This window comes from Massilia horti, from assembly GCF_004614195.1.
Taxonomy (GTDB): Bacteria; Pseudomonadota; Gammaproteobacteria; order Burkholderiales; family Burkholderiaceae_D; genus Telluria; species Telluria horti.
Genome location: NZ_SPUM01000140.1, coordinates 19,940 through 33,379 on the forward strand (window position 1 = coordinate 19,940; position 13,440 = coordinate 33,379).

At 62.5% G+C, this 13,440-nt stretch carries 10 protein-coding genes; 1 reads left to right on the forward strand and 9 read right to left on the reverse strand.

Translation table 11 applies throughout. From position 1 onward, the window contains the following. Nucleotides 1-23: 23 nt before the first annotated feature. The 7 genes from E4O92_RS21625 to E4O92_RS21655 all read right to left on the reverse strand — a co-directional run bounded on the left by E4O92_RS21625 (nt 24) and on the right by E4O92_RS21655 (nt 10,768). Complete coding sequence (locus E4O92_RS21625; RefSeq protein WP_167759859.1) at nt 24-1,160, reverse strand: YbbN family protein; 1,137 nt, start codon at nt 1,158-1,160, stop codon at nt 24-26. Nucleotides 1,161-1,500: 340 nt separating this feature from the next. Continuing rightward, complete coding sequence (locus tag E4O92_RS21630; protein WP_167759860.1) at nt 1,501-2,970, reverse strand: S41 family peptidase; 1,470 nt, start codon at nt 2,968-2,970, stop codon at nt 1,501-1,503. 131 nt (nt 2,971-3,101) lie between these two features. Beyond that, nucleotides 3,102-3,428, reverse strand: a complete 327-nt coding sequence (locus E4O92_RS21635; RefSeq protein WP_135191738.1) for a hypothetical protein — start codon at nt 3,426-3,428, stop codon at nt 3,102-3,104. Nucleotides 3,429-3,531: 103 nt separating this feature from the next. After that, complete coding sequence (locus E4O92_RS21640) at nt 3,532-3,924, reverse strand: hypothetical protein (RefSeq protein ID WP_135191739.1); 393 nt, start codon at nt 3,922-3,924, stop codon at nt 3,532-3,534. A 223-nt stretch (nt 3,925-4,147) separates the two neighbouring features. Beyond that, a complete protein-coding gene (locus E4O92_RS21645; protein ID WP_135191740.1) occupies nt 4,148-6,274 on the reverse strand; it encodes a M3 family metallopeptidase in 2,127 nt (708 codons plus the stop codon). A 90-nt stretch (nt 6,275-6,364) separates the two neighbouring features. Further along, complete coding sequence (locus E4O92_RS21650) at nt 6,365-8,491, reverse strand: M3 family metallopeptidase (protein ID WP_135191741.1); 2,127 nt, start codon at nt 8,489-8,491, stop codon at nt 6,365-6,367. 138 nt (nt 8,492-8,629) lie between these two features. Next, on the reverse strand, nt 8,630-10,768 hold the full coding sequence (locus tag E4O92_RS21655) for a M3 family metallopeptidase (protein WP_135191742.1): 2,139 nt from the start codon (nt 10,766-10,768) through the stop codon (nt 8,630-8,632). Nucleotides 10,769-11,325: 557 nt separating this feature from the next. Here E4O92_RS21655 and E4O92_RS21660 point away from each other — a divergent pair. Further along, nucleotides 11,326-12,612, forward strand: a complete 1,287-nt coding sequence (locus tag E4O92_RS21660) for a GMC family oxidoreductase N-terminal domain-containing protein (RefSeq protein WP_135191743.1) — start codon at nt 11,326-11,328, stop codon at nt 12,610-12,612. Nucleotides 12,613-12,720: 108 nt separating this feature from the next. Here E4O92_RS21660 and E4O92_RS21665 read toward each other — a convergent pair whose 3' ends face one another. Together E4O92_RS21665 and E4O92_RS21670 are read right to left on the reverse strand one after the other, a co-directional pair. Beyond that, the gene (locus E4O92_RS21665) at nt 12,721-12,924 is read right to left on the reverse strand and encodes a SlyX family protein (protein WP_135191744.1); all 204 of its coding nucleotides are present in this window, start codon (nt 12,922-12,924) and stop codon (nt 12,721-12,723) included. 15 nt (nt 12,925-12,939) lie between these two features. After that, on the reverse strand, nt 12,940-13,395 hold the full coding sequence (locus E4O92_RS21670) for a nucleoside deaminase (protein WP_135191745.1): 456 nt from the start codon (nt 13,393-13,395) through the stop codon (nt 12,940-12,942). Nucleotides 13,396-13,440: the final 45 nt, after the last annotated feature.

Genomic DNA, 13,440 nt, shown 5'->3' on the forward strand with positions numbered 1-13,440 from the left:
CAACTCGAATGGGTTAGTCCCTCTTATTGGGCGGCCGCGTCGATCAACTTGACGAGCTCCGCTTTGCCTTCGTCCGGCCAGCCCTTGCGCTGGTCGACCACCTTGCCGTTCCTGAGCAGATAGAAGGACGGTATGCCGGTCACTTCGATGGCCTGCCATTCCTGCACGCTGAACGGCGCGCGTATCGGCATCGCCGGATTGGCCGCATTCCACTCGGTGATCAGATGCGTCTCGATGGGCGCGTTCGGCGCGGAGACAAGCAAGAGATTTGCGCCTCGCAAACGGGCCTGGAGCGCGGCGTCGTCGTGTATGGCTTGCAGGGCGTTATCGGAATTGTGGCAGCCGGCGCCTACGACCATCACGAGTTCCGTGCCGGACGGAGACGGCAACGCCTGTCGCGTCAGGGTATTGCTCTGCGCGTCGTACGCGAACGCGCTGCGGCCCTTGAAGCCTGAGCCGAGCGGATCCACGACCTGAGGGATCGGCAGATCCGCGAGGTGCGGCCGGGTTGCGGCAAAGGCGCGCGCCTGCTCGAAACGGCGCGCGGCCAGCATGGCGTATAGCACGCCGTAATCGAGCGTGCGGCGGGTATCGATACCGCGTGCGGTCAATTCACGGTGCACCCACAGCATGTCGTCGAGGGCTGGCGACGCCGGGTTGTCGTTGGCGGCCAGGGCCGCGGCGTCGAACAGGGGCAAGAGATCGCCCAGGGGCTGGGCGGTCAGCGTTGCAGGGTTCAAGCGCGCGCCGAACAGTTCCTGGTAGCGCCGCAGGACAGCTGGCGCGCCTATCTCGGTCGCCGGCGCCGTGGCTTCGGCGCGCCGTGCGTGGTCCTCATCCTCAAATTGCCGGAGCAGGTGCAAATCTTGCTCCACCTGTTCGGATGGCGCCGGCAGGCGCAGTGGCGGGCCGACCAGCCTATTGTCCAGCATGGGCAGATAGTAGTCGAGATCGAGGAAGCGCAGCACTGCTGCAAGTTGCTCGTGATCGAGCTCACGGGTCAAGGGCACGTAACTGAAGCTGACCATTTTGTTCTCGCGCCATACCATTCGCCGGATGGCCTCGCGCTTGCCGTATGGCGTCAGCGCGTCCAGTGGCGTCGGCTTGCCTGACGCGAGTGCCGCGCGCAGAGCTTCCTGCGTGTGCACGGCTGCCGGCACAGACTCCGTGACTGCTGATTGGGCCCATGTGCAGCAGCCCAATTGACAGCACAGACAGAACAGCAGCCAATCCAAATACCTTGTTCGCTTCGGCATCGCATCTCCCATGTGTGTGAGTGTTGCTGAACAACCGTGGCGTTAGTCAAGGCTAAGTGTAGGTGAAATATTGCAATCAAGGCAAGCATGGGTTTTGATAGGAGCACTCAGGCCCACGCGCAGAAATGCTAAGGCCGCGTAAATCGCGGCCTCAGCATGGGTTTTCGCCTGCGCGGGGCGAGGTAGAGGTCGCTACCTCGTTTCAAACAAGGAAGATTACTCGCTGGTCAGGCCCCGGTTCTGCCTACTTCAACATCCCGCGCGCGCGAAGAACGCTGATCGCGCGCACGATCTGTGCCTGTCCGCCGTCGCGCAAGTCGGCAAGCGTGCTTTTGCACTCCACATCCGGGCGCATGCCAACCGCCTGAATCGCAAACGGACGCGCGCGGCTGGGCGCGAAGCGATCAGCTGCCACCTTGTCGATCAACACCGTTTCGCTTGCTTCTCCAGCTTTTAGTTCGCCGCGCGGATCGAAGAATGCGAAACTTTCACTCGCGCTAACGTTAAAATCTGAATTCGGCAACGCAAACCCTTTCGATCCGGCTTCAAGGCCGCCACCCGCACCAATCGTGCGTTCGCCAACGATGGCCGCACCTCCCGCCCACATCCACGCCGCCGTAAATTCTCCCGATGATCGCGTACCGGCATCGGTCATCGCGATGATGGGCTTATGGCTCTTGACATGTCCGCAGGGGGGATCATCCGGCTGCGCAACCAGCTTCAGCACCCCCGGCTTGCCGGAGGAGAACGCATCATATGTCGCAGGCAACGACGATGTCATCGCTGCCACTAGCAGGCTGGCTTCGCGGCGGAAGCCACCCATGTTGCCGCGCAGGTCGACCACCATCACATCGGCCTGATCTGCGACCGCATCGAATTCGGCAATGAAGTTGCGCACGACGGCGCAAAAGCCTGCAACCATCGCCTGATCTTCGGTGGTGCCCGGCACCTTTTCCGCACGATCGTTTGCCGCATTGAATGCGGCATCATATTGCGGAGCAAATACGCCCAGGCGCATCGTTCCAATGCGTGTCCCGGCCGCGGAAAAGATGCGCGGCAAGTCGCGTTGACCCGCTGCCTCGACCACTGCTGCAGCGCGCTCCTCCGACATGGGCTGGTAGTGGAGCGTGACTTTGCGGGGCGCATTTTCTCCGGTTTGCACCATCAGCGACACCGAATCGCCAAGTCCCTGAAGCTGATGAACCGCCCGCGTGTTCATGCCTAAATTGAATGCGCCCTGAGCCACTCTTGACCGACGATTGCCGCCAAAGGTGCTCGCTTGAACGCGATCAAGCCACGTCGCAGTCGGCACGTCATTGATGGACAACACGACGTCACCCGGTTTGACCGCAGTACCGATCGTATCGAACACGCGCCAGACGACCATCTGATTATCGCTCGACGTACGAAACAGCACGCCCAAGGTCTCGGATTTTCCTGCGCCACGTCCCTTGAGGGAAACATGATAATCCGCGAGGCCGGCCAGCGCGGATACGAGATCGCCCGCTGTGGAAGCAGGTGGCAGGCGCGCGTCCGACCAAAGAGCATTTGTGCCCTGCACCTCTTCGGGATAGGTAGCGCGGTATCGCTCGACATAGGCAAGCGAGGGATAGGTATCGCGCAAATAGGTGCGCAAGGCGACGGCTTCGCTCTTGGCGGCCGCGAATCCGGACAAGGGCACGAGCATTGCCAGGCCGAGGATACAAGATTTCATTGAACACTCTTTCGTCGAATGGGGCATCTCGCGCCTTCACTACCAGACGCAATAGCCCAAAGCGAACGTTTAATGATTATTTTGCGCCACCCGGAGCCCACCGGAAGCTGACGTGCTCTGCATTTAAGCAACTACCATCTGATTGTCTGCCAGCCGAGCAGAATCCTTCCAAGCCCCGCTAACAGCAAACCCATCACGAAATTAAACAGTGGTGTCGCAACCAGGCCTTCACCGTGGCCTACGTTCACATGAAGGCCTGCGCTTTCGAATAACCAAAGGATGATGAACAAGAGGGGAATTCCGGAGATCAGACCGACAGCGACAGCTACTGCCGCGAAGCGATTCATACTGACCTTGAGGTCACCGCCGGCTGCGATAGTGGATCGGGTGACCGCAAATGCAATCGCACAAAGGCAGAAGTTGATGACATACGTAGAGATGTAAATCAATTCATCCATGACTCGTCTCGATTCACATGTGTCGTAAACGCCAATTTGTGACCGATTGCGGCTCCTCTGCTGAAAGCGCTTTCGGCCCGAACCGGACATTGACGATGCAAGACTAATTGGTTCTTTGCAACGGAAAACAGGTAAGAAAAAATGCAAGTGCCCCCATCCCAAAGGACGCGCTTCCGATATTGCCCCATTCCCAATGTCCACAGAACCCGGCAATGAGCGTCCATGCAACCGCATTCCCAGCACCGAAAGTTGCCGCTTGTAGAGTAGATAGTGTCAAGAACCGCATGCGTTGGCGGCCACGGCAATTCCACATTTCCCAAGCACCCGACAGTGCGCCTACGGCGTACAACATGCCAGCGACGTTGGTCCAATCGACCGCATTGCGCCACTCAAACAACGACAGAGTTGCGTATCCCACTGCCAGAAGTAGCGAGCAAAACAGAACATTCCTGGCCGTTCCAACAATCACTGCCTGAAATAAGAGTCTCCAGTTCATATGGTGTTCTTTCCCCGTGCAATGACCGGTATTGGGCTGACAGCGGACGTTAGTCCAGGCTCAGTGTAGGAGGAATATTGCAATCAAGGCAAGCATAGGTTTTGATAGGCGCGCTGAGGCGCGCACACAGAAATGCCAAGGCCGCGGAAATCGCGGCCTTGGCATGGGTTTTCGCCTGCGCGGCGCGAGGTAGCAGTCGCTACCTCGTTTCAAGCAAAGAAGATCACTCGCCCGTCAGGCCGCGGCGCTCCAGCAGCGGCTCGATCTTCGCATCGCGCCCGCGGAACGCGCGGTACATGTCCATCGCGTCCATCGTGCCGCCCTTGGACAGCAGCATCTGGCGGAAGCGGTCGCCGTTCTTGCGCAGCAGGCCGCCATTCTCCTTGAACCACTCGACCGCGTCCGCATCCAGCTTCTCGGCCCACAGGTAGCCGTAGTAGCCGGACGAATACCCGCCCGAGAACACGTGCGAGAAGTAGGTCGTGCGGTAGCGCGGCGGCACCATCGGCAGGTCGACACCGGCCTTGCGCAGCGTGTCCGCTTCAAAGGCCAGCACGTCTGTCGGGATCTGGTCCGCGCCCAGCTGGTGCCAGCTCTGGTCCAGGATCGACGCCGCCAGGTACTCGGTCGTGCGGTAGCCTTCGTTGAACTTCTGCGAAGCCTGGACCTTGTCCAGCAGTTCCTTGGGCATCGGCGCGCCGGTCTGGTAGTGCTTGGCGTAGTTGGCCAGCACTTCCGGCCATGCCATCCACATCTCGTTGACCTGCGACGGGAACTCCACGTAATCGCGCGGCACGCGGGTGCCGCCGAAGCGCGGGTACTTCACGTTCGAGAACATGCCGTGCAGCGCGTGGCCGAACTCGTGGAACATCGTGCGCACTTCGTCATACGTGAGCAGGGTCGGCTCGCCGGCGGCCGGCTTGGGAATGTTCAGGTGGTTCGCGATCACCGGCTTGGTACCGAGCAGCTTGTTCTGGTTGACGTAGGCGTTCATCCAGGCGCCGCCGCGCTTGTTCGAGCGCGCATACGGGTCGTGCAGGAAGATCGCCAGCTGGGTGCCGTCCTCGTTGAACACGTCGAACACGCGCACGCTCGGATCGTAGACCGGCAGGTCGTGGCGCTCCTTGAAGGTCAGGCCGTATTCCTTCTGCGCGGCGAAGAACACACCGTTCAACAGCACGTTGTTGTACTCGAAGTAGGGGCGCAGCTGGTTCTGGTCGAACGCATACTTCGCCTGGCGCACCTTGTCGCTGTAGTAGTTCCAGTCGTGTGCGCTGACCTGGAAGCCGCCCTGCTCCGCGTCGATCATGTTCTGGATCTCGGCCGCTTCCTTCTTGGCGTTGTTCACAGCCGGCTTGGCGAATTCGGCCAGCAGCTTGTTGACCGCACCGGTGGTCTTCGCGGTCTGGTCTTCCAGCATGTAGGCCGCGTGGCTCGGGTAGCCCAGCAGCTTCGCACGCTCGGCACGCAGCTTGGCCAGCTGCAGCACGACGTTGCGGTTGTCGAAGTCGCCGCCATGGCTGCCGCGCGCGAGCGACAGCGCCAGCAGCTTTTCGCGGGTGGCGCGGTTGGTCAGCACCGACAGCGGCGCCTGCTGGGTGGTGTTCACGACCGGGATCACGAACTTGCCTTCCAGGCCGCGCTTCTTCGCTTCGACCGCGGCGGCGTCGATCGCCTTGTCCGACATGCCGGCCAGTTCGTCGCGGGTGTCGACCACCAGCGCCGAGGCGTTGGCTTCCTTGAGCACGTTCTGGCTGAACTGGGTCTGCAGCGCGGCGATCTTGCCGTTGTAGTCCTTCAGCTTTTCCTTGTCAGCGTTCGAGAGCTTGGCGCCGGCGCGCACGAAGTCGGTGTGGTAGCGCTCGAGCAGGTACTTCGATTCGGCGTCCAGGTGCAGCTTGTCGCGCTTGTCGTACAGCGTCGTGACGCGCTGGTACAGCTTGGCGTTCAGGCGGATCGCGTCGCTGTGCGCGGCCATCTTGGGCGCCAGGTCCTTGTCCAGGGCCTGCATGGTGTCGTTGGTATTGGTGCCGTTCAGGTTGCCGAACACGGTCTGGACGCGGTTCAGCAGCCGGCCGGCGCGCTCCATCGCGACGATGGTGTTCTCGAAGGTCGGCGCGGCCTTGTTGTTGGCGATGGCCTCGATTTCAAAGGCGTGCTGGCGCATGCCTTCCTCGAATGCGGGCGCGTAGTCTTCGTTCTTGATCTTGTCAAAGGCCGGATAGCCGAACGGCAGGGTGCTCTCCTTGGCGAACGGGTTCGATGCCGGCAGCAGCGAGGCGGGAGCGGCGTAAGCGAGGTTGGCCATGGCGACGCTGGCGGCGATTAACAGCAGTTGGGGACGATTCATCTCTTGATTTCGTTGGTATTTTTGATTGTGAACCGCGTGCGCACAGGTGCGCACCAGTGCGCACGCGGACGTTCGATCAGAGTTAGCTGATCACTCGGCCGTCAAACCGCGGCGCTCCAGCAGCGGCTTGATCTCCGCATCGCGGCCACGGAAATTGCGGAACAGGTCCATCGCGTCGGCTGAACCGCCGCGCGAAAGCAGGGTCTGGCGGAAGTGGTCGCCGTTCTTGCGCGAGAGGCCGCCGTTCTGCTTGAACCACTCGACCGTGTCGGCATCCAGCTTTTCGGCCCACAGGTAGCCATAGTAGCCAGCCGAATACCCGCCCAGGAACGCGTGCGAGAAGTAGGTGGTCCGGTAGCGCGGAGGCACGGGCGCAAAATCCACGCCCGCGTCGTGCAGCGCCTTTGCCTCAAACGCCAGCACGTCGGTCGGGATCTGGCTCGGCGTGAGCTGGTGCCAGCGCTGGTCCAGCAGCGATGCGGCCAGGTACTCGGTGGTCGCGAAGCCCATGTTGAACTTCTTCGTGGCCAGCACCTTGTCCAGCAGTTCCCGCGGCATCGGCGCGCCGGTCTTGTAGTGCTTGGCGTAGCTGGCCAGCACCTCCGGCCAGCTCGCCCACATCTCGTTGACCTGCGACGGATACTCGACAAAGTCGCGCGGTGTGTTGGCGCCACCGAAGGTCGGGTACTTCACATTCGAGAACATGCCGTGCAGCGCGTGGCCGAATTCGTGGAAGGCCGTGCGCACTTCGTCCCAGGTGAGCAGGGTCGGCTCGCCAGCCGGCGGCTTGGGAATGTTCAGGTGGTTGGCGACGACCGGGTGGTTGCCCAACAAGGCCGACTGCGTCACGTATTCGTTCATCCACGCGCCGCCCTGCTTGTTCGGACGCGCGTACATGTCCATCAAAAAGATCGCGAGCTGCTTGCCGTTCGCGTCGAACACGTCGAACACGCGCACGTCCGGGTTATAGACCGGCAGGTCGTGACGCTCCTTGAAGCTGATGCCGTATTCCTTGTTCGCGGCGTAGAACACGCCATTGAGCATCACGTTGTTCAGCTCAAAATACGGCTTGAGCTGGCTCTCGTCGAAGCTGTACTTGGCGGCGCGCACCTTGCCGGTGTAATAGTCCCAGTCGTGGGCCGCGACCTGGAAGCCGCCGTTCTCGGCATCGATCACCTTCTGGATCTCGCCGGCTTCCTTCCTGGCGTTGTTCACCGCCGGCCCAGCCAGTTCGGCCAGCAGCTTGTTGACGGCTTCCGGCGTCTTGGCGGTTTCCTCTTCCAACCAGTAGGCCGCGAAATTCGGGTAGCCGAGCAGCGTCGCCTTTTCGGCGCGCAGCTTGGCAATGCGCGTCGCCACTTCGCGGTTGTCGAATTCGCCGCCGCGGCTGCCGCGCGCCGTTGACGCGGCCATCAGGCGCTCACGGGTGGTGCGGTTGGTCAGCTCGCCCAGCGCGGCCTGGCCGGTGGTGTTGGCGATCGTGAGCACGAACTTGCCGTCCTTGCCGCGCTTTTTGGCCTCAAGGGCTGCGGCGTCGATCTGCGTATCGGACAAGCCGGCCAGCTCGGCGCGGGTGTCGACCACCAGTGCGGAGGCGTTCGCTTCCTTGAGCGTGTTCTGCGAGAATTTCGACATCAGGCCGGCAATCTCGCTGTTGTAGGCCTTGAGTTTTTCCTTGTCGGCGCTTGATAACTTGGCGCCCGCACGCACGAAGTCGCGGTGATAGCGCTCGAGCAGGTGTTTGGACTCGGCGTCCAGCTTGAGCTTGTCGCGCTTGTCGTGCAGTGACTTGACGCGCTGGTACAGCTTGTCGTTCAGGTAGATCGTGTCGTTGTGCGCGGCCAGCTTGGGCTGCATTTCGCTGTCGATCGCATCGAGCGTGTCGTTGGTGTTCGCGCCCTGCAGGTTCGAGAACGTGGTGGACACGCGATTGAGCAGCTGGCCCGAACGCTCCATCGCGACGATCGTGTTGTCGAAGGTCGGCGCGGCCTTGTTGTTGGCGATCGCCTCGACTTCACGCAAGTGTTCGCGCATCCCGGCTTCGAAGGCGGGCTTGAAGTGCTCGTCCTTGATTTTGTCGAAGGCGGGATAATGGAACGGCAGCGTACTGACTTTGGCAAACGGGTTCGATACCGGCAGCAGCGAGGCGGGAGCAGCGTAAGCGAGGTTGGCCAGGGCGACGCTGGCGGCGATTAACAGAAGTTGGGGACGATTCATCTCTTGATTCCGTAGTGATTATTATGGGTGAAGGTGCAGGCGCCACTGCGCATCATGTAGGGTGGGCGGCTCTGCCGCCCACCCTACTGGTCACGCAGCAGGCAATGCCCATGCTGTCGGTCGATCAGGGTTAGGTGATCACTCGGCCGTCAAACCGCGGCGCTCCAGCAACGGCTTGATGTCTGCATCGCGGCCACGGAAATTGCGGAACAGGTCCATCGCGTCGGCGGAGCTGCCGCGCGAAAGCAGGGTCTGGCGGAAGTGGTCGCCGTTCTTGCGCGACAGGCCGCCGTTCTGCTTGAACCACTCGACCGTGTCGGCGTCCAGTTTTTCGCTCCATAGGTAGCCGTAGCAGCCGGCCGAGTATCCGGCCGGGAACGCGTGCAAGAAATAGGTCGTGCGGTAGCGTGGCGGCACCGGCGCAAAGTCCAGGCCGGCGTCGTGCAGCGCCTTTGCCTCAAACGCCAGCACGTCGGTCGGGATCTGGCTCGGCGTGAGCTGGTGCCAGCGCTGGTCCAGCAGAAATGAGGCCAGGTTCTCGGTGGTCATGTAGCCCATGTTGAACTTCTTCGTGGCCAGCACCTTGTCCAGCAGCTCCCTCGGCATCGGCGCGCCGGTCTGGTAGTGCTTGGCGTAGTTGGCCAGCACCTCCGGCCAGCTCGCCCACATCTCGTTGACCTGCGACGGATACTCGACAAAATCGCGCGGCAGGTTGCCGGAGCCGAAGGTCGGGTACTTCACGTTCGAGAACATGCCGTGCAGCGCGTGGCCGAATTCGTGGAAGGCCGTGCGCACTTCGTCCCACGTGAGCAGGGTCGGCTCGCCCGCCGGCGGCTTGGGAATGTTCAGGTGGTTGGCGACGACCGGGTGGTTGCCCAACAAGGCCGACTGCGACACGTATTCGTTCATCCACGCCCCGCCCTGCTTGTTCGGGCGCGCGTACAGGTCCATCAAAAAGATCGCGAGCTGCTTGCCGTTCGCATCGAACACGTCAAATACGCGCACGTCCGGGTTATAGACCGGCAGGTCGTGACGCTCCTTGAAGCTGATGCCGTATTCCTTGTTCGCGGCGTAGAACACGCCATTGAGCATCACGTTGTTCAGCTCAAAATACGGCTTGAGCTGGCTCGCGTCGAAACTGTACTTGGCGGCGCGCACCTTGTCGGTGTAATAGGCCCAGTCGTAGGATGCGACCTTAAAGCCGCCGTTCTCGGCATCGATCACCTTCTGAATCTCGGCGGCTTCCTTCCTGGCGTTGTTCACCGCCGGCCCGGCCAGTTCGGCCAGCAGCTTGTTGACGGTTTCAGGCGTCTTGGCCGTGGATTCTTCCAACCAGTAGGCCGCGAAATTCGGGTAGCCGAGCAGCGTCGCCTTTTCGGCGCGCAGCTTGGCAATGCGCGTCGCCACTTCGCGGTTGTCGAATTCGCCGCCGCGGCTGCCGCGCGCCAGCGATGCTGCCATCAGGCGTTCACGGGTGGTGCGGTTGGCCAGCTGGGCCAGCGCGGGCTGGCCGGTGGTGTTGGCGATCGTGAGCACGAACTTGCCGTCCTGGCCGCGCTTTTTGGCCTCAAGGGCTGCGGCGTCGATCTGCGCGTCGGACAAGCCGGCCAGTTCGGCGCGGGTATCGACCACCAGTGCCGAGGCGTTCGCTTCCTTGAGCGTGTTTTGCGCGAATTTCGACATCAGGCCGGCGATCTCGCTGTTGTAGGCCTTGAGCTTTTCCTTGTCGGCGCTTGATAACCTGGCGCCGGCGCGCACGAAGTCGCGGTGGTAGCGCTCGAGCAGGTGTTTGGACTCGGCGTCCAGCTTGAGCTTGTCGCGTTTGTCGTACAGTGACTTGACGCGCTGGTACAGCTTGTCGTTCAGGTAGATCGTGTCCTGGTGCGCGGCCAGCCTGGGCTGCATTTCGCTGTCGATCGCATCGAGCGTGTCGTTGGTGTTCGCGCCCTGCAGGTTCGAGAATGTGGTGGACACGCGATACAGCAGCTGGCCCGAACGCTCCATCGCGACGATCGTGTTGTCGAAGGTCGGCGCAGCCTTGTTGTTGGCGATCGCCTCGACTTCGCGCAGCTGTTCGCGCATCCCGGCCTCGAAGGCGGGCTTGAAGTGCTCGTCCTTGATCTTGTCGAAGGCGGGATAATGGAACGGCAGCGTGCTGACTTTTGCAAACGGGTTCAACGGATCGAGGGCGGGGCCAGCAGCGGCAGGGGTCGCCTGCGCTACTGTGTGTGCCAGCGCGATAGCGGCGGCAACGAAGAGCAGTTTTGGACGTGTCATGGTCTCTCTCGCGTTCTCTTCTCGGGACTGCCGGACGAACCCGACAGCAGGGCGGTGTGCGCAGGATCATAGCAGGGATATTGCCTGCCCGTCATATCGGCCGGGTATGTATGGCGGGATGTGTCAAGTGTGCGTAATTACGGGACTTGTCTCGTTGGCGGTGAAGAGGCGTAACGTGAATCAACCGCATGTCGAAGGCGTGACTATGCTTCGCCGAAACATGCGATAAAGAAACGCAAAACGCGATGCAATGTTGGCCAAGCGCCACCGCTGGCGCCTCTAACCGTGAATTGCGCTGCGTTTTGCGTGATTCATCCTACGGGGCGGCACGTCGCTTTGCAATGCCCGTTAGGGTGCGCACCCCGTGCGCACGCGGTACGGTTGCGCATAGTTTGCGTCCGCGTGCGTACGGGGCGCGTGTATGTACCGGAGCCAACAATAATCAACCGTACCGCGTGCGCACGGGTGCGCACCCTACGCCTTCGGTAAACCCCGCGGCCCCGACGCCAACGCATTGGTGGTAGCATCCCGCCATCTCCCTTCCGCAAGCAGCCAGCATGCCTCCTGCCTTTCGCCTTTCTTACGACGCCATCGTGGTCGGCACCGGTCCCGGCGGCGCCAGCGTCGCACGCGAGCTGGCGCTGGGCGGCGCGCGGGTGCTGATGCTCGAACAAGGCAGCGCGGCTCCCGTCAAAGGCACGCTGGCCCAGATGGCCGGCATGGCCGCGGTGCCCGGCAAGGGCGCGTTCTTCCATCGCGACGCGTCGCTGCTGGTGCGCGCGCTCACCACCGGCGGCACCTCGACCGTCAACTTCGCCACCGCCGCCCCGCCTCCGCACGCGCTGTTCGCCGCGCACGGCATCGACCTTAGCCCCGCCCTTGCCGCCTTGCGCGACGAGCTGCCGATGGCGCCCCTGCCCGACAGCCTGATCGGACCAATGGCCGCGCGCATCGGCGATGCGGCGCGCTCGCTGGCGCTACCCTGGCATAAGCTGGACAAGATGATCCGGCAGCAGACCTGCCGTACCGGGTGCTGGCGCTGTGTCTACGGCTGCCCGTTCGGCGCCAAGTGGACCGCGCGCGATTTTGTGGACGAGGCATGCCGGCACGGTGCGCAGTTGGTCGACCGCGCCCGCGTTTCGCGCGTGCTGGTGCAGGAAGGCCGCACGACCGGTGTGGAAGTCATCGTGGACGGCAAGTGCACGCGCGTACACGCGCCGGCGGTCGTGCTCGCGGCGGGCGGCATCGGCAGCCCGCGCCTGCTGCATCGCTCAGGCCTGGCCCCGCGCTCGGCGCCGTTCTTCAGCGATCCGGTGATTGCCGTGATGGGCAGCGTCGACGACATCGACGGCGGCGCCGAGGTGCCGATGGCCGGCGGCATGAGCCTGCATGACGAAGGCATCTCGCTGGCCGACCTGACCCTGCCCAAGCCGATGTACCAGGCCTTCGCCGCCCAGGTCGGGCGCGTGGACCGCCTGTTCGTGCACCGGCGCACGCTCACCATCATGGTCAAGATCCGCGACGAGCCTGGCGGCGGCATCGGCCCGCGCTGGGTCGACAAAACACTGGGCAGCGCCGACCGCCGCAAGTTCAGCCAGGGATGCGAACTGGCGGAGCGCATCCTGTCGGCGGCGGGTGCGCGCCACATTTTCAGGAGCTGGCACTTTGCCGCGCATCCCGGCGGCTCGCTTGCGATCGGCGCGCGCGTGGACCGCGAACTTCAAACCAGCACGCCGGGTTTGTTCGTGTGCGATGCCTCCGTGATTCCCGGCCCATGGGGCCTGCCTCCCACGCTTACCCTGCTTTGCCTGGGCAAGCGGTTGGGGCAACACCTGACCCGATAAGGGGAAATGACGGCTGGCCGCTAGCCGAAACTCCGGCAGGTGCGTGTAGTTGATGCCGTTCTGGATGCTGCCGGTGACCTGCGCCTTTTCTCCAGGCTTTCGCTGCGGTCAGTAATGCGGCGGCCTCTCGTTCAGCGGCCCCTGTCCGGATTCCTGCAGGGTGCGCACGCGTTCGGCCAGCTTCTCGATCATGGCCTCGAGCTGGTCGATGCGGCGGCTTTGCTGGTAAATCGTCTTGTTCAGGTTATCGACCAGGTCTTCCTGCTGCGCCAGCTTGATTTCGATATCGACCAAACGGTCTTCTTGATTCATTGCGGTTCCGTTTCGTTATGCTTGTCGTTGCGACCACTCGTCATACAGGCCCTGCTCGTCAGCCGGGCGCAGGGGGCGCAAGGGCAGGGATTGCTCCTGGGGCGGATGGGTCATTTCCGCGTAGATCGGTGCCGTGGTGAGGCCATAGGCAGCCCCGTCGTCATTGGAGTAGGCGAAATAGGCGGCCTTTATCCCGGTCAGGTGCATGGCGGCCAGGCACATGGGGCACGGATGGCCGCTGGCGTAGATCTCGCAACCGTCCAGGCGCAGGCTGCCGAGCTGTTGGCTGGCCTGGCGAATGGCCTGGATTTCGGCATGCGCGGTGGGGTCCACGCTCTCGTGCATTTGGTTGACCGCGCGGGCGATCACCTGGCCGTCGCGCACCAACACCGCGCCAAAGGGACGCCCGCCAGCCTGGATATTGGCGCGGGCCAGGGCAATGGCCTCGCGCATGTAGGTTTCAGTGGACATGCTTGACCTGTTTTCGGCAACAAAGCCCGATTATGCCAGCAGTCC